This is a genomic window from Aliivibrio fischeri ATCC 7744 = JCM 18803 = DSM 507 (assembly GCF_023983475.1).
Lineage (GTDB): Bacteria > Pseudomonadota > Gammaproteobacteria > Enterobacterales > Vibrionaceae > Aliivibrio > Aliivibrio fischeri.
This window is the reverse complement of sequence record NZ_CP092712.1, coordinates 2,315,183-2,340,712: the sequence shown is the minus strand read 5'-3', so window position 1 is coordinate 2,340,712 and position 25,530 is coordinate 2,315,183. Positions and strand designations below refer to the sequence as shown.

The 25,530-nt window shown below is 39.8% G+C and carries 19 protein-coding genes; 7 read left to right on the top strand and 12 right to left on the bottom strand.

What is annotated here, in order from left to right:
- Nucleotides 1-68: 68 nt before the first annotated feature.
- The gene (locus AVFI_RS10780; protein ID WP_188863869.1) at nucleotides 69-1,538 is read right to left on the bottom strand and encodes an alanine/glycine:cation symporter family protein; all 1,470 of its coding nucleotides are present in this window, start codon (nucleotides 1,536-1,538) and stop codon (nucleotides 69-71) included.
- Between the two features lie 658 nt (nucleotides 1,539-2,196).
- Here AVFI_RS10780 and cadB point away from each other — a divergent pair.
- The 4 genes from cadB to AVFI_RS10760 all read left to right on the top strand — a co-directional run bounded on the left by cadB (nucleotide 2,197) and on the right by AVFI_RS10760 (nucleotide 8,438).
- Nucleotides 2,197-3,531, top strand: coding sequence for a cadaverine/lysine antiporter (cadB, locus tag AVFI_RS10775; RefSeq protein ID WP_012533596.1), 1,335 nt, complete (start codon nucleotides 2,197-2,199; stop codon nucleotides 3,529-3,531).
- Between the two features lie 119 nt (nucleotides 3,532-3,650).
- Nucleotides 3,651-5,789, top strand: coding sequence for a lysine decarboxylase CadA (locus AVFI_RS10770; RefSeq protein WP_005420668.1), 2,139 nt, complete (start codon nucleotides 3,651-3,653; stop codon nucleotides 5,787-5,789).
- Between the two features lie 76 nt (nucleotides 5,790-5,865).
- Nucleotides 5,866-6,735 carry a pyridoxal kinase PdxY gene (pdxY, locus tag AVFI_RS10765; protein WP_065597560.1) on the top strand — a complete coding sequence of 290 codons (870 nt, stop codon included), beginning with the start codon at nucleotides 5,866-5,868 and terminating at the stop codon, nucleotides 6,733-6,735.
- Nucleotides 6,736-7,052: 317 nt separating this feature from the next.
- Nucleotides 7,053-8,438 (top strand): cytochrome-c peroxidase, encoded by a 1,386-nt coding sequence (locus AVFI_RS10760; protein WP_054776103.1) that lies wholly within the window; start codon nucleotides 7,053-7,055, stop codon nucleotides 8,436-8,438.
- A 46-nt stretch (nucleotides 8,439-8,484) separates the two neighbouring features.
- On the opposite strand, the gene AVFI_RS10755 is transcribed toward AVFI_RS10760, so the two are convergent.
- Together AVFI_RS10755 and AVFI_RS10750 are read right to left on the bottom strand one after the other, a co-directional pair.
- The gene (locus tag AVFI_RS10755; RefSeq protein ID WP_054776104.1) at nucleotides 8,485-9,558 is read right to left on the bottom strand and encodes a hypothetical protein; all 1,074 of its coding nucleotides are present in this window, start codon (nucleotides 9,556-9,558) and stop codon (nucleotides 8,485-8,487) included.
- Complete coding sequence (locus AVFI_RS10750) at nucleotides 9,558-10,607, bottom strand: hypothetical protein (protein WP_054776105.1); 1,050 nt, start codon at nucleotides 10,605-10,607, stop codon at nucleotides 9,558-9,560. Before AVFI_RS10750 ends, AVFI_RS10755 begins: the two co-directional genes overlap by 1 nt.
- Before the next feature lie 368 nt (nucleotides 10,608-10,975).
- Between AVFI_RS10750 and AVFI_RS10745 the strand changes: the two genes are divergently transcribed.
- Nucleotides 10,976-11,602: a magnesium transporter gene (locus AVFI_RS10745; protein WP_081301013.1), complete on the top strand. Its 627-nt coding sequence runs from the start codon at nucleotides 10,976-10,978 to the stop codon at nucleotides 11,600-11,602.
- 44 nt (nucleotides 11,603-11,646) lie between these two features.
- Here the strand turns inward: AVFI_RS10745 and AVFI_RS10740 are convergent, their stop codons facing one another.
- From AVFI_RS10740 to AVFI_RS10705, 8 genes are all read right to left on the bottom strand, one after another.
- Nucleotides 11,647-12,582 carry a LysR family transcriptional regulator gene (locus tag AVFI_RS10740; protein ID WP_005420656.1) on the bottom strand — a complete coding sequence of 312 codons (936 nt, stop codon included), beginning with the start codon at nucleotides 12,580-12,582 and terminating at the stop codon, nucleotides 11,647-11,649.
- Between the two features lie 69 nt (nucleotides 12,583-12,651).
- The gene (locus AVFI_RS10735; RefSeq protein WP_188863868.1) at nucleotides 12,652-14,484 is read right to left on the bottom strand and encodes a glycoside hydrolase family 13 protein; all 1,833 of its coding nucleotides are present in this window, start codon (nucleotides 14,482-14,484) and stop codon (nucleotides 12,652-12,654) included.
- A gap of 33 nt (nucleotides 14,485-14,517) precedes the next feature.
- Complete coding sequence (locus AVFI_RS10730) at nucleotides 14,518-16,485, bottom strand: amylo-alpha-1,6-glucosidase (RefSeq protein WP_188863867.1); 1,968 nt, start codon at nucleotides 16,483-16,485, stop codon at nucleotides 14,518-14,520.
- Nucleotides 16,486-16,574: 89 nt separating this feature from the next.
- On the bottom strand, nucleotides 16,575-17,198 hold the full coding sequence (locus AVFI_RS10725) for a hypothetical protein (RefSeq protein ID WP_047863475.1): 624 nt from the start codon (nucleotides 17,196-17,198) through the stop codon (nucleotides 16,575-16,577).
- Between the two features lie 91 nt (nucleotides 17,199-17,289).
- Nucleotides 17,290-18,426 carry an ABC transporter ATP-binding protein gene (locus AVFI_RS10720; RefSeq protein ID WP_065604881.1) on the bottom strand — a complete coding sequence of 379 codons (1,137 nt, stop codon included), beginning with the start codon at nucleotides 18,424-18,426 and terminating at the stop codon, nucleotides 17,290-17,292.
- Nucleotides 18,426-19,340, bottom strand: coding sequence for a sugar ABC transporter permease (locus tag AVFI_RS10715; RefSeq protein ID WP_065597554.1), 915 nt, complete (start codon nucleotides 19,338-19,340; stop codon nucleotides 18,426-18,428). Before AVFI_RS10715 ends, AVFI_RS10720 begins: the two co-directional genes overlap by 1 nt.
- On the bottom strand, nucleotides 19,340-20,638 hold the full coding sequence (locus AVFI_RS10710; RefSeq protein ID WP_005420644.1) for a carbohydrate ABC transporter permease: 1,299 nt from the start codon (nucleotides 20,636-20,638) through the stop codon (nucleotides 19,340-19,342). The genes AVFI_RS10715 and AVFI_RS10710 overlap by 1 nt, the downstream gene beginning before the upstream one ends.
- A gap of 112 nt (nucleotides 20,639-20,750) precedes the next feature.
- Complete coding sequence (locus tag AVFI_RS10705) at nucleotides 20,751-21,884, bottom strand: sugar ABC transporter substrate-binding protein (RefSeq protein ID WP_005420642.1); 1,134 nt, start codon at nucleotides 21,882-21,884, stop codon at nucleotides 20,751-20,753.
- 541 nt (nucleotides 21,885-22,425) lie between these two features.
- Between AVFI_RS10705 and AVFI_RS10700 the strand changes: the two genes are divergently transcribed.
- Nucleotides 22,426-22,752, top strand: coding sequence for a helix-turn-helix domain-containing protein (locus tag AVFI_RS10700; protein WP_054776108.1), 327 nt, complete (start codon nucleotides 22,426-22,428; stop codon nucleotides 22,750-22,752).
- Nucleotides 22,752-24,011, top strand: a complete 1,260-nt coding sequence (locus tag AVFI_RS10695) for a type II toxin-antitoxin system HipA family toxin (protein ID WP_054776109.1) — start codon at nucleotides 22,752-22,754, stop codon at nucleotides 24,009-24,011. The genes AVFI_RS10700 and AVFI_RS10695 overlap by 1 nt, the downstream gene beginning before the upstream one ends.
- Before the next feature lie 446 nt (nucleotides 24,012-24,457).
- Here AVFI_RS10695 and AVFI_RS10690 read toward each other — a convergent pair whose 3' ends face one another.
- A complete protein-coding gene (locus tag AVFI_RS10690; protein ID WP_065624874.1) occupies nucleotides 24,458-25,480 on the bottom strand; it encodes an IS110 family RNA-guided transposase in 1,023 nt (340 codons plus the stop codon).
- Nucleotides 25,481-25,530 lie beyond the last annotated feature (50 nt).

Sequence of the window (25,530 nt, the reverse complement as noted above, 5' to 3'; positions counted from 1 at the left end):
ACAGGTGTAATAAAAAAGCCCGTCGAATCTAGTTCGACGGGCTTTTTTTTAACTAATTATGGATTAAATTAGTGTTGTTTTTTCTTTGGGTGCCATGCACCTTTTAAATCATCAAGTTCAGGGAACTTAGTTCTGTCAAATTCAGGTGTTTTTCCTGCTTTAAGTTGAACTTCGTAATCTTTGATAACTTTGATTGCTAGTTTAGATAGTAGAACTAGAGCAACAATGTTGATTAAAGCCATCATACCCATAGAAGCATCTGCAAGGTTCCATACTACTGGCAGAGACGCTACTGAACCGAACATCACCATTGCTAGCACACACAGACGGAAACCAAACAAGCCTTTCTTAGAGTTGCCATTCAAGAACATTACGTTTGTTTCAGCGTAGCTGTAGTTTGCAATGATAGAAGTAAAGCAGAACAGAAGAATCGCTAGCGCCATAAAGTAGCTTGTCCAACCGCCCAACTCGTTAGTCAGCGCCTGTTGAAGAAGACTGATACCCGTAGCAGCATCTGGTTGATCCATTACGCCAGAAAGCATAATCATTGCAGCAGAAGCCGTACAGATAACTAACGTATCTACAAACACACCTAGCATTTGCACAAAACCTTGTGACGCTGGGTGGTTAGGGTTTGGTGTAGCACTTGCTGCGATGTTAGCAGCAGAACCCATACCCGCTTCGTTTGAGAATAGACCACGAGCAATACCTGATTGCATAGCTTGTGCGATAGTGTATGCCACACCACCAACAGCCGCTTCTTGCCAGCCAAATGCACTTTTAACGATAAGAGTCAGTACTGCTGGTACTTCTGTGATATTCATTACGACGATGATCAGAGCAATTGCTAGGTAACCGATCGCCATAACAGGAACGATTTTCGATGATGCGTTAGCAACACGACGTAAACCACCCATGATAAAGAAACCAGAGATAACAACAATCACGATACCCATAATGGTTTTATCAAAACCAAATGAGTGGTTAAGAGCGTCAGTGATAGTGTTTGCTTGAACTGCGTTGAATACTAGACCAAAAGCGATGATTAAGAAGATAGAGAAAAGCGTACCCATCCAGCGTTGGCCTAAACCTTTTTCCATATAATAAGCTGGACCACCACGGTATTGACCATCAACATCTTTTACTTTGTAAACTTGTGCCAGTGTTGATTCGATGAAAGCTGTTGCCATACCAAATAGAGCAATTAACCACATCCAAAAAATAGCACCAGGGCCACCGACGGTTAATGCAACTGCAACACCTGCCATGTTACCCGTTCCCACGCGGGCTGCCATAGAAGTACAGAAGACTTGATAAGAGCTGATGCCATTTTCGATTTCTTGGCCGCTACGTAAGATTTTAACTGAATGTCCTAGTTGGCGAATTTGAATAAAACCAAGACGCAGAGTGAAGTAGACACCCACACCAACTAATAAATAAACAAGGACTTGTCCCCAAAGAAGCCCATTGATACTACCAATAACCGAAAGCAAGGCTTCGTTCATCGATTCAATAAGCGTTGAATCTGTGTTTGTCATGAAATTTCCTTATTATTAATCGTTAATTTATTTTTCTTAAATAATGGATAACGAGCGCTATCCTTTAAGAAATATAAGTAACTTTGTTATAAAGTTGTATAAAATATCGTTTGCTAAGGATTTGCGGCGATTAATATAGTTCAGCGAAGTTTGATTAGTCAATAATAATGAAACAATATGTCGTACTTTTTTTACGTATAAGCATAAAGATTTACAAAATAATCGTTGCGCTTTTTCTTTCAGTAGCCAATAAGAAGTTAAGCACCAAAAATTGGTTTTATATTCTTATAATGATGAGATAAACCTCACTATAATCCTGTCGAAAATTCCCTTCTTGATAAATTTATATTTTTTATAAAAACCATCATAAATATAAAAGAAAAATATTAACTAATTGAATTTAAGTGTATTTTTTCTTTTGGTTAAAAAAATAAAGGTCAATAGGGTTATGTTTTTATCATTATTTTATTGATAATTTTATCCTGATTTTTTTTCGCTTTGTTGGGCGTAGGCTTCTCCTCAGAATTTGAGCGAGATGCTGTTTATCTACCCCAGCAGAGTTTGCATGACCTGCTTCAAATAACATCTCGCTTTCTTAAAGAAAAAATTTCGTATAACGGGTAAAAAAATTGCCCATTCGATGATCCTTGGAGATGTTATGGAATCGAATACAAAAAAAATTGGCTTAATAGCCTGTACGGGTGTTGTTGCCGGCAACATGATGGGGAGTGGTATTGCACTATTACCTTCTTCATTAGCAGCGGTTGGTTCAGTATCTATTTTTAGTTGGATTATCTGTTTGGTTGGTGCGTTAAGTTTGGCATTTGTTTTTGCTCGCTTAGCGACGAAAAACCCTCAAGAAGGTGGTCCAATCGCTTATGCTGGTGAAGTGTCTCCTGTATTTGGTTTCCAAACTGGTGTTCTTTATTACCACGCAAACTGGATTGGTAACTTAGCTATCGCTATTACTGGTGTATCTTACTTATCCGTTTTCTTCCCTGCTTTGAATGACCCTATCCCTGCAGCTGCCGCGACGATTGCATCAGTATGGTTATTTACCCTAGTTAATTTACTAGGTGGTAGCTGGGTGAGCCGTCTATGTACGTTAGGCTTAGGTCTTATTCTTATTCCTGTTGTTGGTACTGCAATTGTTGGTTGGGGCCATTTTGACCCAACACTATATAGTCAAAACTGGAATGTATCTTCAGGTACAAGTTCTCACGCTATTATTAGTGCTGTACTTATCTGTCTATGGTCATTTGTTGGTGTTGAATCAGCAGCTGTATCATCAGGTATGGTAAAAAATCCAAAACGTACAGTTCCTCTAGCAACAATGTTAGGTACAGCGATTGCGGGTGTGATTTATATTCTATCAACTCAAGTAATCAGTGGCATGTTCCCAGCAGCAGAAGTAGCAGCATCTGGTGCGCCATTTGCTCTAGCAACCACTGAAATCTTCGGTAGTTGGTCAGCACCATTTGTTGCAGCATTCACCGCGTTAGCGTGTTTCACTTCTCTAGGTTCTTGGATGATGCTAGTAGGTGAAGCGGGTAAACGTGCAGCTCACGATGGTAACTTCCCTAAAATCTACGGCGAAACAGATAAAAATGGTGTAGCGAAAAAAGGTCTAATCCTAGCTTCACTTAAAATGACAGCATTGATGGTTGCACTAACTGTATTCAGTTCTCAATCAGCTCACACTGCTGACTTATTCAATCAGTTAACGACTGATGCCGTACTACTAACAATGCTTCCTTACTTCTATTCAAGCATTAACCTAATTCGTTTCGAAGGTATGACAACACGCAGCGGCTTCACCATGTTCTTCTCTGGTATTGCTTGTGTGTTCTGCATGATTGCACTGGCTGGCGCAGAGGGTGCAACATTAACTGCAACCTTTATCGTGTCACTTGTCATCCTTATGTTCTACGCAAAAAAAATGGGTCTGAAACAATCAGAGCAACATGTAACTGCAGAAGCAGTAGCCCATTAATGTCACTCGATAGCGTAAACAGTTAACGCTACCAACTTAGTAAGTTTACCCCTAGCGGCGCTCCACTACCTCACCATCAAAATGATGGGGAGCGCCTCTCTTCGTCTTGGAGATATAAAATGAATATTTTTGCTATCCTAAATCACTCAGGTGTTTTCTTTAAAGAAGAGCCAGTTCGCGAATTGCATGCTTCTTTAGAAAAAGCAGGCTATAAAGTGGTTTACCCAGTAGATGCACAAGATCTATATAAAATGATTGAAATGAACCCACGTATTTGTGGTGTGCTATTTGACTGGGATAAATACTCACTAGATCTATGTACTGAAATTAATGCACTGAATGAAAAATTGCCGCTATATGCATTTGCAAACCAACATTCAACATTAGATATTTCATTAACTGATTTACGTCTAAACCTACATTTCTTCGAATATGCGTTAGATATGGCTGATGATATCGCTTTGAAAATTAATCAAGCGACAGAAGAGTACAAAGACCAAATCATGCCTCCTTTTACTAAGGCACTATTTAAATATGTAGAAGAGGGTAAATATACCTTCTGTACTCCAGGTCACATGGGTGGTACGGCTTTCCAAAAAAGTCCAGCTGGTAGTATCTTCTATGATTTCTACGGTCCAAACGCATTTAAAGCGGACGTATCAATCTCAATGCCTGAACTAGGTTCATTACTTGATCACTCAGGTCCTCATAAAGAAGCTGAAGAGTACATCGCTCGTACCTTTAATGCAGATAGCTCTTACATCGTAACTAACGGTACGTCTACATCAAACAAAATTGTAGGTATGTACTCAGCACCTGCAGGTAGTACAGTACTTGTTGACCGTAACTGTCACAAATCACTGACTCACATGATGATGATGAGTGATGTAACACCTATCTATTTCCGTCCAACACGTAATGCTTACGGTATTTTAGGTGGCATCCCACAAAGCGAATTTACTCGTGAAGTGATTGAGCAAAAAGTAGCAGCAACACCAAACGCAACTATGCCGGGTTATGCGGTTATTACTAACTCAACTTACGATGGTCTTCTATATAACACTCAATACATTAAAGAAACGCTAGATACTAAATACATTCACTTTGATAGTGCTTGGGTTCCTTACACTAACTTCAACAAAATCTATGAAGGTAAGTGTGGTATGAGTGGCGAAGCAATGCCAGGTAAAGTGTTCTACGAAACACAATCAACTCATAAACTACTGGCTGCGTTCTCTCAAGCATCAATGATCCACGTAAAAGGGGAATTTGATAAAGAGTCATTTAACGAAGCCTTCATGATGCACACATCAACATCACCTCAATACGGTATTGTTGCATCAACTGAAACCGCTGCGGCAATGATGCGTGGTAATACAGGTAAGAAACTGATCCAAGATTCAATTGATCGTGCGATTCGTTTCCGTAAAGAGATCAAACGTCTTCAAAGCGAAAGTGACAGCTGGTTCTTTGATGTATGGCAACCAGAAAACATCGACACAACTGAATGTTGGAAACTGGATCCAAAAGATACATGGCACGGTTTCAAAGACATCGATGATGATCACATGTACCTTGATCCAATCAAAGTAACGCTATTAACTCCAGGAATGAACGAAAATAGCGAAATGAGCGAGACAGGTATTCCTGCATCAATCGTTGCTAAATACTTAGATGAACGCGGTATCGTAGTAGAGAAAACGGGTCCATATAACCTATTGTTCCTATTCTCTATCGGTATTGATAAATCAAAAGCAATGCAATTACTACGTGCATTAACAGACTTTAAACGTGGCTTCGATCTTAACTTAACAGTGAAAAACTTCCTTCCTTCACTGTACAACGAAGATCCAAGTTTCTATGAAGGCATGCGAGTACAAGAACTGGCACAAGGTATTCATGATTTAACTCGTAAATACCGTTTACCAGAACTGATGTTCAAAGCGTTCGATGTTCTTCCTGAACTAAAAGTAACACCACATGCAGCATGGCAAGAAGAGCTTCGCGGTAACGTAGAAGAAGTGCCTCTAGCTGATTTGGTTGACCGTGTAAGTGCGAATATGATCCTACCTTACCCACCGGGTGTGCCTCTAGTTCTTCCAGGTGAAATGGTAACAGCTGAATCTCGCCCAGTACTTGATTTCTTAGAAATGCTATGTGAAATCGGCGCTCACTACCCAGGTTTTGAGACTGATATTCACGGTGTATATGCTCAAAAAGATGGCAGTTACACAGTGAAAGTACTAAAACAAAATTAAGCCCTAGGGTTTTGATGGAATATCGTTTATTTTAGGGCATGGAAGCCCTTACTCTATTTAAAATTATGGTGATGTTATGAAACGTATTCTTTCCATTCAATCTCATGTGGTATTTGGTTGCGCAGGCAACAGTGCTGCGGTTTTTCCAATGCGAAGAATGGGAATGGAAGTATGGCCTATTAATACGGTACAGTTTTCAAATCACACACAATACCAACAAGGTTGGAAAGGCATCGCAATGCCTGCTGGCCACATTTCAGAATTAGTTGATGGTTTATCAGCAATTGAAGCAACTCAAGTTTGTGATGCTGTGTTAAGTGGTTACTTAGGATCAGCAGCGCAAGGTCAAGAGATTGTCACTGCGGTAAACAAAATCAAACAAGATAATCCAAACGCAATTTACTTCTGTGATCCGGTAATGGGTCATCCTGAAAAAGGCTGTATCGTTGCTCCAGAAGTAGAAACCTTCTTTAAAGAATCAGCTTTAAGTTCAGCGGATATTATCGCGCCTAATTTATTAGAACTAGAAAGCTTAACTGGCATGACAATTAACACCTTAGAGCAAGTGATTGAAGCGAATAATCAATTACTTGAGAAGGGCGTTAAAATGGTGGTGGTTAAACATTTAAGCCGTGCTGGTATTCAAAAAGATCGCTTTGAAATGTTATTAACGACTGAAGATGGAAGCTACCACGTTTCTCGTCCTTTATATGATTTTGATGCAAAGCGTCAACCCGTAGGCGCAGGTGACTTAATCAGTGGTGTAATGCTAGCGAATTTATTGTCAGGTTATACACCCGTTGAAGCATTTGAACGTACTAATGCTGCAGTTGATTCTGTTATGCAAGAAACCTTCAATCGTGGCGCGTATGAACTGCAACTTATCGCATCACAAGAACGTTTTAATGCTCCTGAAATTATCGTAAAAGCAGAAAAAGTCGCGTAATTAACTCGATATAAAAATCACAAATAAAATAGAAAAGCCCATGATGTGTAATATGCGTATCATGGGCTTTTTGTTTATTTTTAGCTTAGAAAATGAATTTATAAAATTGATCTGAAATAAGGAATTAGCAGCTATTAATTTAACAAAAATAACACATATAAAGGCCGAGTGTAATTTATCATCATGAAAAGTAAGGTTATTTAATGTTACATTTTTGAAGTATCGATTAAAGCGATGATTCTCATGATATTTCTTCCTTGGAAAGCCTCTTTTTTTCACTCTATCGTGTGCGCATATTCGTATTGCAGGAGATAATAATGAAAAAAATAGGATTAGTAGTTGGTTTAGGCGTCGTTGCTTATCTTGGAACGGTTTACATTGTTGATTCATCAGATGAAGCGCTTAGCCAAAGCAAATTAGCTCAAGCGCAGATTAAAGATGACCCTATCTCTTCTGCTGCGTTTAAAGTATTAACAGAGAACGGCTGTGGTTACTGCCATACTGAAAATAGCGAAATGCCTTTTTATGCTAACTTTCCTATCGCTAAACAGATCATGCAAAAAGATGTGGAGAGTGGATTACGTCATTTCCAATTTGATGATGTATTAAATAGCTTTCAAGTTGGTAATGAAGTTTCAGATGTTGCCTTAGCTAAAATCAGTGGTGTATTGAATGATGAATCAATGCCACCAAAAGCGTATTTGTCGATGCACTGGAGATCAAGCTTATCTAATGAAGAAAAGCATACTCTACGCACATGGATAAAGCAGGAACAAAAGAATAAACACTCATTGGCTAGTAGTGAATATAAATACGAAGCGGTTCAACCGATTAACGCACATGTCACTGTAGATGAACAAAAAGTGGCATTAGGTGATGCGTTATACCACGATAAACGTCTTTCTGGTGATAACACGGTAGCTTGTTCTAGCTGTCATTCATTATCAACGGGCGGAGTAGATAGATTAACTACATCAACTGGTATTAATGGTTCAAAAGGCCCTATCAATGCGCCGACGGTGTTTAACTCATCTTATAATATCCATCAATTCTGGGACGGTCGTGCGAATGATTTACAAGAACAAGCGGGTGGACCACCGATGAACCCTATTGAGATGGGATCGACATCATGGGAGCAAATTACAGGAAAACTTGAACTTGATGAAGAGATGAAAGCGACCTTTGCTAAGATTTACCCTGATGGGATCACTGGTGAAAACATCACTGATGCGATTGCTGAGTTTGAGAAAACCTTGATCACTCCGAACAGTCGATTTGACCAATTCTTAAAAGGTGATGCGTTAGCGTTGAATGCGCAAGAGCAACACGGTTATGAATTATTTAAACAAAACAAATGTTCGACGTGTCATGCTGGTCAAGCTATGGGTGGACAAACGTTTGAAGTCATGGGGTTAAAAGCGGATTACTTTGGTGAGCGAGGCAATGTATCTGAAGTTGATAATGGTCGTTTTAATGTGACGAGTAAAGCACATGATATGAACCGCTTTAAAGTTCCGACATTACGCAATATTGCATTAACGGCACCGTATTTCCATGATGGTAGCGCTGAGACACTAGATGACGCAGTTGCAGCTATGGCGCAATACCAAGTTGGTGTGACTTTATCTAAAAGTGAAGTTGAAGATATTAGTGCTTATTTGAAAACCTTAACTGGTGAGTACAAAGGTGAAATGCTGAATTAATTCGGGATTCATTAAATGATAAAAGGAGATCATGCGATCTCCTTTTTTATTGGTGGGCTATCTCATCGAGAAAATCTAATCGTTCCTTTTCTTCTTCTGACATTTTATAAGGCTGATCATTTAAGCTAGATACATCAAATGAAGAGAGAGAGTAGCTCTGCTCTTTGCTTATTCCATAATGTGCTTTTTCACCAGGAAAGCCTGACATTTTTTCTACGGTAATGCTGCGTAACTCAAAATCACTCCCTTTCTCTTTTAATACAGAATGGTGCGCTTTTAGTTCAAATGTCACTTCACCCGTTGTAAGAGGCATTTTATTCATAAGAGAAGCGACTGGTTTCCCATTACTTTGATATAAGTTAGCTCGAATTCGGTATAAACCAGATTCTTTCACATCAACTTGTAAAGGAATGATCATATCGCTGCCTTGTGAGTAAGGGGCTGATACTTGGTTAACAAAGGCAATTGGGTTAGAGAACTGAAAATCCGCAGTTAATACGTCATCACCTTGGTCAAAAGAGATATTCGCTTTTATACGAACTTCTTGTGGCCAATCTTGTTTAGGTGAAAATTCAACGCTTAGTTCTTGAGTATATAGGTTAGCAAGTGTCTTTTGAGTTTCAATATCAATCAGCTGGTATTCAATATGGTCAACATTAAGGTCAGAATTTAAGGTCACACTAATAGGCTCAGGGTAACTAAAACGATATTTACTTAATCTTAGTGAGGCTGAGTGACTTCCATCTAATACAGGCAAGGCAATTTCAGTAAAGTGATTGGGTTCAAGGTAGCTATGACTATTAGGGGTTAATGGCAAAGAGTAGCTAGGGTATTGAAGCTCTTGTTCGTATATCTGAGATAATAATGCGAACTGTTGACTCACTTCTTCTGGTGTTGATTCTGAATCGATAGGTTCAGGTGTTATTGATTTTATTGTGCGGCTCTCTTGCTTTTGGTGGAGTGGTTTTGGCAGCAAGGTGTTTGTCGACACAGATTTACTCTCCGTTTTAGATAAAGGAGAAGTTTTCGCTGGGGTCGGTGTCGTTTCTTGGATTATCCAATGGTAAAACACTGCTGAACAAGTCAGCAGTGCTCCAATTACAAACGCATTTTTATTCATTATAGTAGCTCACTGACTAATTCTGACATGGTGGCGTTTTCTGAATTATTGACGTAACGATAGATATTTCCTGTTAACCAGTATGCAGAATCGGTGGTTTCTACTTTGATAACGCTACCATCTTGTAATGTTAGTGTCGGATTAACTGCTGTGATTTTACCTTGATGTTTACTGCTAATTAGACCGCTATGACTGTAATTATCTCCCATTAACATTGGGTAATGAAAAGGCATAAATTGAGTCACTGCGTTCGCTTGAGGTTTGATTTTTCCATCAAAAGCGACATTGATAGAGCAACTATTAAAGTTACCAGCTTCACTGGCCCCACATGAAGAGTGGCTCGCTACTACGCCATCATCTTTACCTAATAAAAATGGACTTGTTGAACCAACATAATCACTGCCTTTACCAACAAAGCGAATTCTGGGGATACGGTTGTCAGGTAGTGCGGCTATTTGACGAGCATTCGCTACTTTTAAATCATTAAGAACCCCCGTATTTTTAGGTGATGGCACTTCCCCAAGCCATAATGACATTGCGTATTTTAGAGGGGCATTTAAATACCCACTGCCTTCTGAAATATTAATCGCAAGATCACCTAATTCAGAACCGCCACCAGCACCAGCAAAATCAAACGTCGCAATGATTTTTAAAGGTGTTAGACCTGCATTAGTCAGCCAGTTTTCTTGGTTATCTAACAAATGACGAGCAACTAAATCGCCAGTAGAGTGAGTGACTAAAATACAACCATTTTTACAGATGTTATTTTTAGATAGCTCTTGAAGTTTTGGCCAGATGTAATCGGTAGATATTTTTCCTGCTACTCGTTCTTGAGATGGCCAATCAATACGGTCATCGGCCTTGGCTAGCCAATAGTCTTGCCAGTAATTTTTACCATCAGCAACAACAGCGTCATGATTAGGTTTGGTTTGTAATTGTCCTGCTTGGAAACCATGGATCAAAATTATCGGATGTTCACCAAGAGCGGCAAAGCTGCTTAATGGGAAGGTTAATGAAGTGAATAGCAACAATTGAGAAAGTAATTTCATAAAAGTAATTCTTTTTTTAGTAATTATGTTTATAGAGTATAAGCTCTACCTTTATTAAGCAAACCAATCAATCGATTGCGTTCTCATTTATAAGATGAACTTTAACATCAATAAGATAGAACAAATAATGTAACTAAATACAAACTCTGACATTTCTTCTTACAGTCCGTAATGGTAACCACTGAGTGAATTCGTTAGAGTCCCCCCGTCAAGATTACTCAACCAGTAAAGAGTGGTCAGATTATTTCTCGTTTCTATAAGGAACACCTCATGAACACACATCTACAGGAACCTCCAAGTTGGTGGTTTAACTTATTAAATAAATGATGTTCTGAGGATAATTACGTCTTCAGAGCAGAGGACGTATTATGGAATTTGTACAAAAAAATTCGACTTCACACACTGATACTTCAGAGATGATGCATAAAGAAACACATGCAGAAAACTTGGGGATCAGTATCAAGAATGCTTCTATTGGTTTACTTTATAAAAAGCGTGTTTTTTGGCTCGTTATTTTAGTTTTTGGAAATATTTTTTCTGGAGCAGGAATCGCGTATTTTGAAGAGATCATTACCTCTTATGTTGCGTTGGTTTTCTTTTTACCACTATTAATTGATAGCGGTGGTAATGCAGGATCGCAATCTGCAACATTAATGGTTCGAGCGCTGGCCACTGGCGATGTTCATCCTAATGATTGGGGACGAATGTTAGCAAGAGAAATGTTTGTTGCTTTAGGTCTTGGTTTTAGTATGGCAATCGCTGTTTATTTTTTGGGGCTATATCGTGGTGGTTATGAAATTGCGATGGTCGTCGGCATCAGTATGGTAGCCATTGTGTTGATTGGTAGTTTGGTTGGAACTGTTCTGCCTTTTGTTTTGCATAAACTCAACTTGGACCCTGCATCAGCCAGTGCCCCTATGATCACATCCATTGCTGATATCTCTGGTGTATTGATTTATTTTGCTATCGCTTCTGCAATATTAGATATCGGTTAATCTAGTAAAAGCCCAGAGATGTACTGCTCTGGGCTTTATTGTTTCTATTCTTTGCCTTTAATTTGAGGATTATTTTTTATTAATTCTTTAAATTGTTCTAATAGCGCAATACTTTGTTTATTTTGCTGCCCATCTTTATGCAGATAGGCGCCAATCGTCGCTTTACCAAAGCATTTCTTCATTTTTAACGGCACAATTCCAAAACCTTCAAAATACGCTTTCATGCCCACAGGGTAAGGTAAAATAGCGTCACTATTTTGCAGTAAATCAAGAGCCGTTAATAAGGAGTTGGTGTTGTAAATCACCTTTTCTTGCAGGTAGTGTCGTTTTTGAAAGGTACTTAATTCATTATTTTGTTGCTGCACGAGATGCGCATAGCGTTTTTTTGATGCCCCTAAATCAACTGAAGGAAAACGGGCAATATCTTCATCACTGCACACTCGCTCTAAGAGTGGATGATCTTTTCGAACATACACTTCTTCATGACTACTAAAGAGAGGGTGGAAAAGGATATCTTCGTATTGAGCCAGACCTAATATTTCATGACCGACAAAAATGCTGATTTCATCACTGAGGAGCAGGTTCATTAACTGCAAGTGGTCACCTACATCAATGGTGATATTGCTGTGAGGGTTGGTATCTCTAAAATCTTGAACACAGTCACGAACAAATAGATGCCACCAAGCATCACCGCAACCAATTTTTAATTCCGTTTGGTGCCGTAACTTATTTTTTTCTAATTTATGAAGGGTATTTTCGTATAAATGCTGCATCATTTTGGCTTGCTCGTAGAGCACTTCGCCACTGGAGGTGAGGGTGATCCCTTTTGAATTGCGATAAAACAGTTTGCTTCCCAGCTTTTCCTCTAGTTTCTGCATATTATGACTTAACGTCGGTTGGCTTAAGCATAAGGTGTTCGCGGCTTGCGTAACATTTTGTGCTTTTGCAACTTGTATGAATTGAAGCATTAATTTAAACATAATAGCTCTTCAGACTAATCGAAAAGAGCTATTTTATGTTTCTTATCAATACATTGCTACTTATAGCGTTTAAATTTGATAAACAGCAAAGCCAAATGCAGGCACCGTCAAACTTTGCGTTAATTTAACGGCAGTTTCATGATAAATATCGGTGACCTCTTGATCACACCACTCACTAGGAAGCGTCATACAAGCGGGGGCATTACTGTTGTTCATAGCTATAATAATACGTTCATCCTGATATTCTTTTTGGTAGATAAAGCACTGTTGTTCATCGTCAACCACTAGCCAGTTTATGGCATGAGCACGTAACGCTGGGTGAGCTTTACGTAGTTTGATGATCTGCATGATGTGATGTTTCATGTTCATATCATGCTGACGTTCATCCCAAATCATGCATTTTCGGTTAAGTGGATCTGCACCACCATCTAGTCCAATTTCACCACCGTAATAAATACAAGGCGTACCACTGTGAGTGAATTGGAACAAATAGGCTAACTTCGCTTTCTCTTTATTGCCGTTGCATCGGTTAATAATGCGTGGTGTATCGTGGCTATCAAGTAATGAAAAGGCCACTTCATTCACGTTAATAGGGTAGTTGGCATTAACGTCATTTACCGCAAATTTAAACTGATTTGCACTTAGGTTGTCATGGGCAAAAAAGCCTAACATGGCATCCGCTAATGGGTAATTCATTACGCCATCAAACTGATCGCCACCTAGCCAGTTCATCGAGTCGTGCCACACTTCACCTAAAATATATAACTCAGGTTTGATGGCTTTTAGTTCATCACGGAAGCGTCGCCAAAAACGTTGATCAACTTCGTTTGCTACATCTAAACGCCATGCATCAATATCAAAGTTTTTCACCCAGTAACGGCCAACTTCAATTAGGTATTCAATCACTTCTGGATTTTCTGTATTGAGTTTTGGCATGTTTTGCGCAAAAGCAAAGGCACGATAATTTAATTGCTCTTTACTGTGGTGCGCTTTTTTTGACTCATCAATCAGCGGAAATTGCTCTACATAAAACCAATCGATGTATTGAGAGTCTTTGCCATGTTTAATGACATCTTGCCACTGAATTGAATTAGCACCGATATGATTAAATACCGCATCTAGCATGACTTTCATGCCACGTTTATGTGCTTCATCTATTAAGGTATGAACCGTTTCATCACTACCAAAAGCGGGATCTACTTTTAAATAATCGGTGGTGTCGTATTTATGGTTCGTTTCACCTTGAGTGATTGGCGTGAAATAAATACCAGTAATACCGAGGTCTTGCAGGTAATCAAGATGATCAATAACCCCTTGTAAATCACCACCAAAGAAACTGTTGGTTTTTGGATCTTCTGATCCCCAAGGTAATACATTTTTTGGTGAGATAGATGGATCACCATTAGCAAAACGCTCTGGGAAGATTTGATACCAAATGGTTTCTTTAACCCATTCTGGTGCGTTAAATACATCGGTTGGGTTCATGTATGGGAAGCAATAAAAATTCAGTAATTGACTGAGTATTGGATCGGCATCATCGGTTATTTGAGTGATGAGTTTTTCGCTTACCAGTAATTTTTCACTGTCTTTGCCTTCAAGAAGGAAAGCGTAACGTGCACGATAAAAGCGAGGTTGTGCTTCACAAAACCAGTAGTCAAACAGTTCTGTTTCACACTCTTTTATCATGGGTAAGTTGGTTCCACCTGTCCAGCCGCTTGCGTCTTCTGCATTTAAATTGCCGCCACCGCCACCAAAGCTCCAATCGTATGGGTCGCCAATTCTTAGCGTCGCATTGTCTACTTCTCCTTTTGCGGTACGAATTCGCAAATGAAGTGTGTCCTTATCATATGCATAAGAATAACTAGAGTGAGATCGATGATAAATCGCTGCTTTTGTAATCATTATTAATACCGTTTAGCGTTAAGTTCGTAATGGTTAGATACGTTCTTCATAATGTTTAAGAACACGTAACACTTCGCTGACGCTCCAAGCTTGAGCAAAACAGCCTCGAGATTGGTTAGGTGAGTAACCATCATAAATTTCAGCTAATTGACCAATACACCCTTCAGATAGCGCATCTTGGTTATGAGCAATGAACTGCTCGACAATGTGCATGAGTGAAGCGTCATTAGGGAAGTGACGTAAAATACCCATCAGGAACTGACCAATCATAAAGCCCCAAACGGTACCTTGGTGGTAAGCCATATCGCGATCATAATGAGACCCAGTATGTACCGATTTAAACTCGGGATCTTGCATCGCTAAAGAGCGTAAACCAAGCGGGGTATAAAGGTGCTGGTAGATATTTAAAATAACCGAACGCGCTTTTTCTTCACTTAAAATAGGGAAAGGAAGACCAACAGCATAAGCTTGGTTTGGACGAATTTGTTGATTCACTTCCTCACCTTTAATCCAATCGTTTAAATAGCCTTTATCATTGTAGAAAGCGTGATTAAATGTTTCTTTTACTTGCTCAGTTAGAGCCGGTAATTCTGGCATTGATTTCCCTAACTTTTGGTTAAAGAAATGCAGAATAGATAACGCGTTATACCAAAGCGCATTGATCTCAACGGCGCAACCTTGGCGAGGCGTTGGAAGAATATCGCCATAACGAACGTCCATCCATGTCAGTTGATCCAAACCACTACCACCGCTAATTAAGCCGTTATCTAGCATTTTGATATCGAAATCGGTGCCATTACGATAATGCTGATAAATATTCACCATGCAGTCGTAAGCTTCATCACGAATAAAATCGAGATCGTTACTGGCTTGGTAATATTCATACAGGCTCACCACAAATAAAAGGGCGGCATCAATGGTGTTGTACATAGGTTCGACACCCGCTTCTGGGAATAAGTTGGGTAAGATCCCTTTATGCTCATAACGGATGAAGGTTCTGAATATTTGTTTTGCATCTTCAAATTGGTTGGTGGATAAATTACATCCCCAAAGTGCAATCATGGTATCGCGTCCCCAATCGGCAAAGAATGGGTAGCCAGCAATAATGGATTTCGATTCGGTTGAATCGCGCATTACGACAAATTGATCACTTGCTCGAACCAATTGCTGAGCAAACGTACTCTTTAGACCTGATTGTGTAATACAGGCTTGCTGACGTTGAACTTCCTCATTGATCATGGTTTCAATAGAGCTTGGTGCTAAGTAATGTGCTCGTTCTTCTTCTGCCTCGAAGATAACAAAAAAGGATTCGTTACTCTCTGTGCCATCAAAGGTAATGGTATGCAGCGCCACTTGAGCATCACTTGCCGAACGTCCGTCTCGAGCGTCATAAGAGAAATACAATCCAGACTCATAGCTTGGTGCTGATAGGGCCGTATTTGAACCGTTATGACGGTAATGCAGTGTTTGTCCGTTACTACTCACTTTGCCTTCTTGATGAATGAAAGCTTGTTCTTTTGATAATGCCTCACCTTTCGCACAGAAGTGATATTTCGGTGTGATATCTAAAGTGAATGGGTGTTTTAACGGATTAAATACACGGTATTCAACCCCTAAGCGATTCACGCCTTGTGCCATGACGATGGTCTTTGTGATTTCAATACCATCGATACGATAAGTGTATTGAGGTAAGTAAGTCTGGCTAAAATTATCAAATAAAAGGGATGAATCAACCGTATCGTATGGGTTCACTTTTGCTTGAGAAGAGAGTGGGTGTGATGTGCCATTTGCCAGTGTCAGGCGATCATCTAAATGGCGAACAAAACAAAAACGACTATTAGGAGCCACTAGGCTTCCCATAAATAGCGCGTGATCATTTCGGCTACAAGAACCAGCAAGAGTTAATGATGAATAACCGCCTAACCCATTGGTTAGTAAGTAATTTGATTCTTCAAGGCGATTCATATCGCGAAAGTTAGCTTTAGAAAGAGAGATTTTCATGTGAAATCCTTTATGACAAAAAATACCTAATCGGCTAGCTTGTGCCTTTTTGGCCTACGATAGGCCAATAAGTTAAATAGCTATTGGTGTTAGCTTTTAATTTCGTTGTAAACGAGTAATAACTTTTGTACTTCACCTTGGGTATAAGCGAGATCTTGGCTCTGTTCATATTCCCAAAGTGGTGTGATGTGAAGGCTCTCTTTGGTTGGTGTTACCTTCATAGCGACAATGCGCTCTTGGTGCTTATCTGAAATAAAAAATAAATACGGTTGTGGTTGTTCAAGTAATGCATTGTATTGAGATGGCGTGGTGTAAACGGCATTGACCGCTTTGACCTCTTTTGAGCCATAAAAGCGTTGTGCTTCTGCTAATACAGGTAAGGCCATCTCTTCAAGTTGTTCATAGCTGCTTTCTACATGAAATGATCCACAGTCACTTGGGATCTGATCACGCAGTGCTTTAAATTGGTTTTGAATGGATTCGAGCGAAAGGGTGGCATAGCTATTTTCAAACCCTTTAGCAGAAAGAAAGAGCGCCTCATTGTTTACACATTGTTTGAACTTTTCTTGTTGTTCAACAAAGGTGCTGAATTCAAACGAAGGTTTTGGCAGATTGCTATAGGCGATAATAAACCCCGAAATAAAAATAACGATGGCAACCGCAATATGAAACATGTAGTCGTGAATGCGTTGAAGTTGTCCGCGAAAAATCAAGGTATGCCTCCTTTTTGTTAAGGCGAAATGTGTGAAGAACTTCCCTCACTACGTCGTAATGTGACGTAAGAGGGAAGGGTTATGGGATCAATTATTTTTGGAACTCAGCCGCTTTGATTGGGTATTTAATCGACTCTTGAGTGTCACTATCAAAAAAGTGAAGTTTGGTGTTATCGATAACTAACGTGATTTTTTCATCAATCTCAACGTCAGGTTCACCCGTACCCAACGTACCAACAAACATATTCATTGGTGCCGCATCGAAGAAAACATTGACGCTATCACCCAGATATTCACTGTTTAATGCCGTGGTTTCAAAGCAGCAATCAGGGAAGGCTTCTTCGTATTTCTTGCCTGAACGAATCGCACTAGAGCGTGCGCCCAAGCAGACAGATTTACCGTTGTAACCAGCGTTATTTAATATGCGTTGGTCTTCTTCACTTAATGTGATGGCGAAAGAGTGACAAGTGAACTGCCCACCTTCATAAACCCCTTCAATAATGTTCATTGAAGGCATGCCCATAAAGGTCGCAACGAAGCTATTTTTAGGGTTAGTAAACAACTCTTTTGGCGTACCAATTTGCTGAACTTCGCCCATCGACATTAATACAATGCGATCAGCCATTGTCATTGCTTCAACTTGGTCATGCGTTACGTAAATAGTGATCGCACCTTTATCACGATGCATACGTGAAATCTCAGTACGAGTAGTGGTGCGAAGTTTGGCGTCCAAGTTACTTAACGGCTCATCCATTAGATACAATTTTGGAGTACGAACCATGGCACGACCAAGGGCGACACGTTGACGTTGACCACCTGACAGCTCTTTTGGTTTGCGTTCTAGATATTCTGTTAGGAACAGATCTTTTGAAATATTATCAACGTGATCTTTAATCTCACTCGCCGGGTAGTTACGCAGTTTTAATCCATAACCAATGTTGTCGCGAACAGACATATGTGGGTAGAGTGCATAGCTTTGGAATACCATCGCAATATCACGATCTTTAGAGCTTACGCTGTTAACGACTTTGCCATCAATGATGAATTCGCCTTCGGTAATATCTTCTAACCCTGCAATCATACGAAGCGTGGTGGACTTACCGCACCCCGATGGGCCAACAAGTACAATAAACTCACCTTCTTCAATATCGATGTTGAAGTTACTTACTGAGTAGGTATCAGAATTAGGGTATTTTTTATTGATGTTTCTTAGTGAAATCTTGCTCATTATCCTTTTACTCCACCAGACGTTAAGCCGCCCACGATATAATCTTGAAATTTATAAAATACAACTACAGGAGGAATTGCAGCCAAGACCGCCCCAGCAGCAAACACGTTGTAGCTTGATTCTTTAATATTGTTGATAAGCCCCATGAGACCAACGGCCAATGTTTTCGCTTCTGCACTCATACTTGCGATCAGGAATTTCGGCATGATGATGTCGCCAATCGGGCCTAAGAAACAGAAAATCGCAATAACCATGATCATCGGTTTTACTAACGGCAGTAGAATCTCTGTGAAGATCTGCATTTGTGTTGCGCCATCAATTTTTGCTGATTCATCCAAAGCTCGAGGAATGGAATCGTAGTAACCTTTCATCAAAATGGTGTTCATGGTTATCCCACCTGTGGTGTAGATAAGGATCATAAAGATGTAGGTATATAACGTGGCATTCTCAGAGCTGTAGATCCCAATCGAACTTGCAATAGCGTAAAGCGCGATCAAACCACTACCCGATGGGATGATTTGAATGATCAATAGTGACATCAATGCACTTTTACGTGATTGGTAACGGTAGCGTGAATAAACAAAGCCAGACACGGTTACAATTGCGGTAGAAAGCACCATAGTAATAATCGATACTAAGAAGGTATTTCGATACCAGCTTAAGTAAGGAATATCCGTAAACAGCGAAACAAAGTTTTCCGTTAAGCTGAAGTTTTCAGGAAAAAATGAGGTTGAATAGAGTGAGTTACTGACGTTAAACGCACTCATTAACGTAACCAAAATAGGGTAAATAATGACGATCACCATCGAAATTAAAAACGCATAGCTAAAGAATAGCCCTAGGTTTTTTGTGACGACATGGCGATTGAACTTAGTTGCTTTTGCTTGATGATTGAGATTGATTGCCTTATCCATTACATCACTTCCTCATTTTTAAATGCGCCCGCTTTTAGCCATGAATACAGAACGACCGCACCCACAACCGTACTGGTAATCAAGGTGTAAACTGCCGCTTCGTTGTATTTCGCATCCATCATTAAACGGAAACCAAGAGATGAAATGGTATCCAATGGTTTGTAGATAGAGCCGACGGTTTGAACCGTTGCTTCACCTAGCATGTAAACAATGGTGACGTTGTTAAAGTTGAAGGTGAACTGAGTGATGAATACCGGAGCAACACTGATTAAAATCAATGGCAGGGTAATATCAAAGAAGTTAGTCCAAGCGTTACCACCATCAATGCCACTGGCTTCATAAAGATCATCTGGGATGGTTTGTAGTACGCCCGTTACTAAAATAAATACGTATGGGAACCCCAACCACGCTTGAATCAAAATAATGGTGATTTTTGCGTAGTCAGCATTAAGGAAGAACCCAATAGCGGTACTAATGTCATATTCATTACCCGTAAAGAAAGGAATAACCATGGTGTTCATTCCACCCACTTTTGAGAAAAAGAGTTGGAAAACTAAGATGGTTAAAAACGCAGGAACAGCCCAAGGTAAAATGTAAACGGTGCGGAAAAACTTTTTACCACGAATGTGTTTATTGTTTGCCACAACAGCCAGCAAAGTACCTAAGATGATGGTTAATGCTGAAGCACAGAAAGTCCACGTCAGTGTCCAAGTTAATGTTTCTTGAAACGCTGCTGCTGTTCGTTCACTGGTAAACAGACGCTCGAAGTTGGTTAATCCTTTCCATTCAATTAAAAACGCTGGAGGTAAAATCGGGCGTTTATAGTTGGTGAAAGCTACCACTATCGACACAATGGCAGGTAGTAAGGCAAAGATGAACAGAAGAATAAATTTAGGTGCTGTAATTAAATTAGGAACGATTTCGTGCGATAAACCACGAACCTTTTCTGTAAAGGTAATCGCAAAACCAGACTCTTCTATTTGGCGCTTCACATCTTTTGCATCACGAGCAAACGCATAGTGTAGAGCTAAAAAGACCAATAGCATTAAAGCGCCAATGGTTGAACCGACCATAATAAGGAAAGAGTCGTCAACAAAGCGCTCAGCACCAATTGTGATTTTTCCATTAGGCTGCTCAACAGCTAATAGACGGAAATTAGGTAGAATAAATTGAATATAAACCAATATCTCTAAGGCCAGCATCGAGAAACCAAATACGGCTTCGCGCATACGACGCAGTAGAAGGTGTCCACTGCCTGGGATTGCCATAGAGAGCCAGAAAACAAACTGTTGACTCATGTTATAACCTACTTTTTTATTAAGTTAGTGTAGATATGTAACGGATTTAGGGGACAACGATGCCCTAATTTAATAGGGACACCGTTGAGGTTGGTACGTTGAAAAGAGTGAATTACATATCTTCAATGTCGATTTCGATTGTCTCAACTGCGGCATCAAGTACTGCTTTGGTATCTTGACCTTGAGCGATTTGAGCTAGAGCCGTTTTCATCGGGCCCCATACTTTCATGAACTCAGGAATGCTTGGCATAGGTTGACCAATGTTCGTTGCATCGAAAATAGCTTTATGCAGTGAGCCTTCTTCGTACTTAACAGAAAGGCTAGGTGATACTTCACGAGTCATTGAGTACCATTTTTGTGCATTTTCTGGTGTTGCCATAAACTTAATAAAGGCATTTGCACCATCTTTGTTGCTGCTGTAGCCGTTAATTGTCATGCCTTTTGTGCCGGTAAGGGCTTTATATGGATGACTGCCATCCCAGCTAGGAATTGGAGCTGCACCAACGTTTATTCCTGATTTTTCAATATCAGCAATTGCCCAAGGACCATTGATGATGGCTTTTAGCTTACCTTCCATGAAGTATTTCATCATGATGTCATAAGCAACCGTGTCATCTTGCATTAGTGTCCAGTGGCCTACGCCACTCTTGTAAAGGCTTTGAGCTGCAAGGCCGGCTTTAATTGAGCCTTCGTTGTTCAGACCAATATTTTCAGGATTATTGTCTTGGAAAATGTAACCACCATTAGTCATGAATAGACCACCAGTGAAGTAGAAGTCTGTGAACTTAGCAGCCCATTCTGATGGTGGGATTTCTTTTAATGTTTTTGGTACTTCAGTCACCATGTCTTTGTTGTAAAGGAACAGAGTTGTATCTGTCGACATTGGTAGCATGTACGTTTGACCGTTATACGTTGCAGCATCCGTCGCTGCTTTAGTAAAGCCATTGATAGTAAAGTTAGCAGGAGTGATCAAATGTTGGTCCGCAAGCTCACCGATACGGTCATTTGGGATCATGAAAATATCAGCAATATTGCCTTTTTGCGTTGGTAGTGCAGCCAGTAAATCGAACATACTTGTTGCAGCAACTTCTACTTTAAAGTCTTTACCTTTGTTGAACTGCTCAGCTAATTCAGTGAAGTAAGGTACATAGCTTTTTTCTACGCCGATAACGATATTATCGGCAGCCATTGCTGTGCTTGAAAAGAGTAGTGCAGCTGAAACGGCAAGCGATATTTTCTTAATCATTTGATTTCTCCTGAAAAGGGATAAAGTATTTTGAATCAATAAAATTACGTGAGTAAAGGTAGCTTTATTGCTATATCAATGAGTTACCTTTGATTTAATCGATACTCCCCAGAGTGCTCCCTGCGATGTATTTCATGCCTAAACGCTATCTATAAAAGAGTGTTGAGAGCGTCGACTGAATGTTTATTGAGGCTAATAATAGGAGGTCGTTGTGATAGGGTGAAATGCTATTTATGCGAGTCAGCCATAGATAAAATGCATATCACATAGATAAATGTTATCTACTAAACGATAAGAGAGGTAGTTCAGCGGTTAGATAAGTTAAAAAACGTGAAGGCTATAACAGATTGTAGGGTGAGATGAAAAAAGCCCGACTTTTTCCGAATTTCCTCAATACCTAGATCTTTCATTTACCTCCTAATTACAACTCTCTAGTTGTTTCATGTGGAATATACAACCTTTTAGTTGTTTAACTGGGAGGTTACAACTAATATGTTGTAAGTGGTTACTAGTATAGCTGTAGAATTGTTTGAGGTGTGTAGTGAAGAGCATTAATGAAATCGCCGCAATGCTTGCTGAGCAGCGCAAGAGTTTGGGGATTGAGCAAAAAGATATGTATCTGCGAATAGGAATGAAGCAGCAACAGTATCAACGTATTGAAGCTGGGAGTGATGTAAAATTGTCGACTTTGCTGAGAGTATTGGAAGGATTAGGCTTAGAACTATCGATAGCCCCCAAGGGAAGAAAAGCTACAGTTTTGCCAACCGAGAGTATGCCAATTAATCTAAATAAGCTTGGCAAAGATAGCAGTGGGTTAGAAGATGACTCTGATGATCTTGGGTTCTGGTTTGACTCGGAGGATAACTAATGAGTAAGCAGATCGAAAAAGTTGAGGGGTTAAACATTCAGCTACATGGGACCGATATCGCTGTTATTGCTCATTATGCAGGGGGGAAAAATATACTGACATTCAATCCTGAATTCGTTGCGATGCCAGATGAGAAACTGCCTGTTTTTACCCTTAGGCAATTGCGTGATACTGGCTATTTAAGTAAGCCTCAGATTCGGACTGACAAAATTCCGCCTGTATTATCGAATTTGTTGCCTGAGGGGGCGTTGAGAGAACTGACATCTAAAACACTTCAATGTCACGTGAATAATGAGTTTTCGATGCTTGCCTACTTAGGCTCTAACTTGGCAGGTGCATTAATTGCTACGCCGATTAAAGCGGGTGATGTGCCTGATTGGGCGCTAGAGCATCGGCTATCGACAGAGCCTCAGCAAATTAATGTTAAACATGCTGATACCAAGTTTTCATTGGCAGGTGTGCAGATGAAGTTTTCTTCGTCACACTTAGATGGCAGATATCACATCGATAAAGAAATTTCTGAAGATGTGTGGATTATTAAAACGCCATCGACCGTACATAAAGGTGTACCTGTCAATGAATATACTTGTATGAAATTAGCTGAAGCAGCAGGCGCAAATATTCCGGAAGTACGACTAATCGAGCTGAATGAGCTTGAGGGACTACCCAATATTAAGTTACCTGATGAAAAATATGCCTATGGTATCAAGCGGTTTGATCGCGGTGAGAAAGGGCGTATCCATACTGAAGATTTTGCTCAAGTTTTTGGTCTTTACCCCTCAGATAAATATCAACGAGTTAACTATGAGCAACTTGGTGGCGTAATTTATCAATCAAGCACCGAACGATTGAAAGATACTCAGCAGATGGCAAGAAGGTTGTTGATAAACATCTTACTTGGAAACGGTGATGCACATCTTAAGAATTGGACGTTGATTTATAGTGATACTTACTCCCCACGCTTATCACCTCTTTATGACGTGGTATTTACTTCTCCATATATAGAAAAAGATAACCTTGCACTTAAAATGGTAGGAACTAAGCAATGGTTTGAAATTACGATGAAACACTTTGAAAAGTGGGCAGAAAAAGCTGGAGTTGAGTGGATTGCAATTAAGCCACACTTGATTGACGTGATGCATCTAGCTCGTGAAAACTGGCTAAGTCTACTAGAAGAACTCCCTATGGATACTGAACATAAAGATGCTTTAAAGGAACACTGGCTCAAGTTAAGTGATGATTTTAAACTTTCTATCTAGAAGTAATGAAAATAAAGTATGGAGTGAAATCCGGTTTGATCGTTTTCATAGCTGCATACCTTAGTTATAACTCACTATTTTAAAAGGTTAATGAATTGTCTAACTAATATATCGACTGGTTAAAATAAAGCCTTAATGATATTTATATAAATAATAATTCAGCAGAGGAAATGATGTGAAAGATGTGAGGGGAGTCAACTTACAGATACAAAAATGTATGGTCCGCCTCTTAATTGCAACTACAATTAATTAATGACGGAGTTAGTTTGCGCTAATGTATTCGGAGTCACGTTTGGTGAGCCCATGGCTTACCAGCTCCACGATGATATCCGCGCCAGATTATCCTTAAAAAGCCGAAAGCATTTTTATGCTGTTTTTTGTATCAGGTTTTTAATCTGGCCGATTGACCGTTTTTGTCATCACATTCATTGACGTTGCAAACTCGGTTATGGCTGCTTTGCAGCCTTAAAAGCTTGGCGGTGTTGTAACACCGCCCAAGCTATTCTTGCTAGCTTGTTGGCAAGCGCTACCACTACAACATTAAACGGCTTGGTTGCCCTCAAATTGACCAACCACTGACCAAATACTTTCCCTGTGGTGTCAGGTCTAGATAGCACCGCTCTAGCACCATGAACAAATAAGGTTCGAAGCTGTTTATTTCCTCGTTTACTAACACCCAATAACTTGGGTTTACCTCCTGTCGAAAACTGCCTAGGAACAAGACCTAGCCATGCTGCCATATTACGACCATTTGCAAAGTTATTTGAAGAACTCACATCAGCGATACAAAGCGTTGATGTTAAATCTCCAATACCAGGAATTGTTTTTAATAACCGAGCTAATTCATTATTTTCAGAAATATCATGAAGCTTAATGTCTTGTTCCTTTATTTGTTGGCTCAAATAAGAGTAATGCTCATGAATACTGCATAACTCATTGAGTAAACTCGGGGGTAATTCTTGATTTTGCTCTGCTAACCATTGAAAAAGAGCTTTCATCTTCGCATGCCCTTTGGGCAGGCTCAGCCCAAATTCGAGTAGAATGGCGCCAATTCTAGACATACATGCCGTTCGTTCTTTTATATAACCATCTCTAATTCTATGAATGGTTGCTATAACTTGTGCATCTTCTGTTTTTACCGCAACAAAACGCATAGATGGTCGGCTTGCTGCTTCTGCTATCGCAGCCGCATCAATGAAGTCATTTTTATTACCTTTCACATAAGGTTTTACATATTGAGGCGGGATAAGTTTGGCCTGATGGCCTAAGTCTATGCATTTTCGAGCGAGCCAATGGGAGCCACCACATGCTTCAAAAGCAATTATTGTTGGTTCTAGCTTCGCAATAAAAGAGATTAATTGATTACGACTATATTTTTTCCGTAAAACTTCTTTTCCCAAGTGGTTATGACCAACCACGTGAAAGCTATGTTTACCTAAATCGATACCTAAAATTTGGATGGAAGACATATGGTTCACCTCATTTCTGCATGCCTACTCTAAGCATAGGAGTTTGAGAG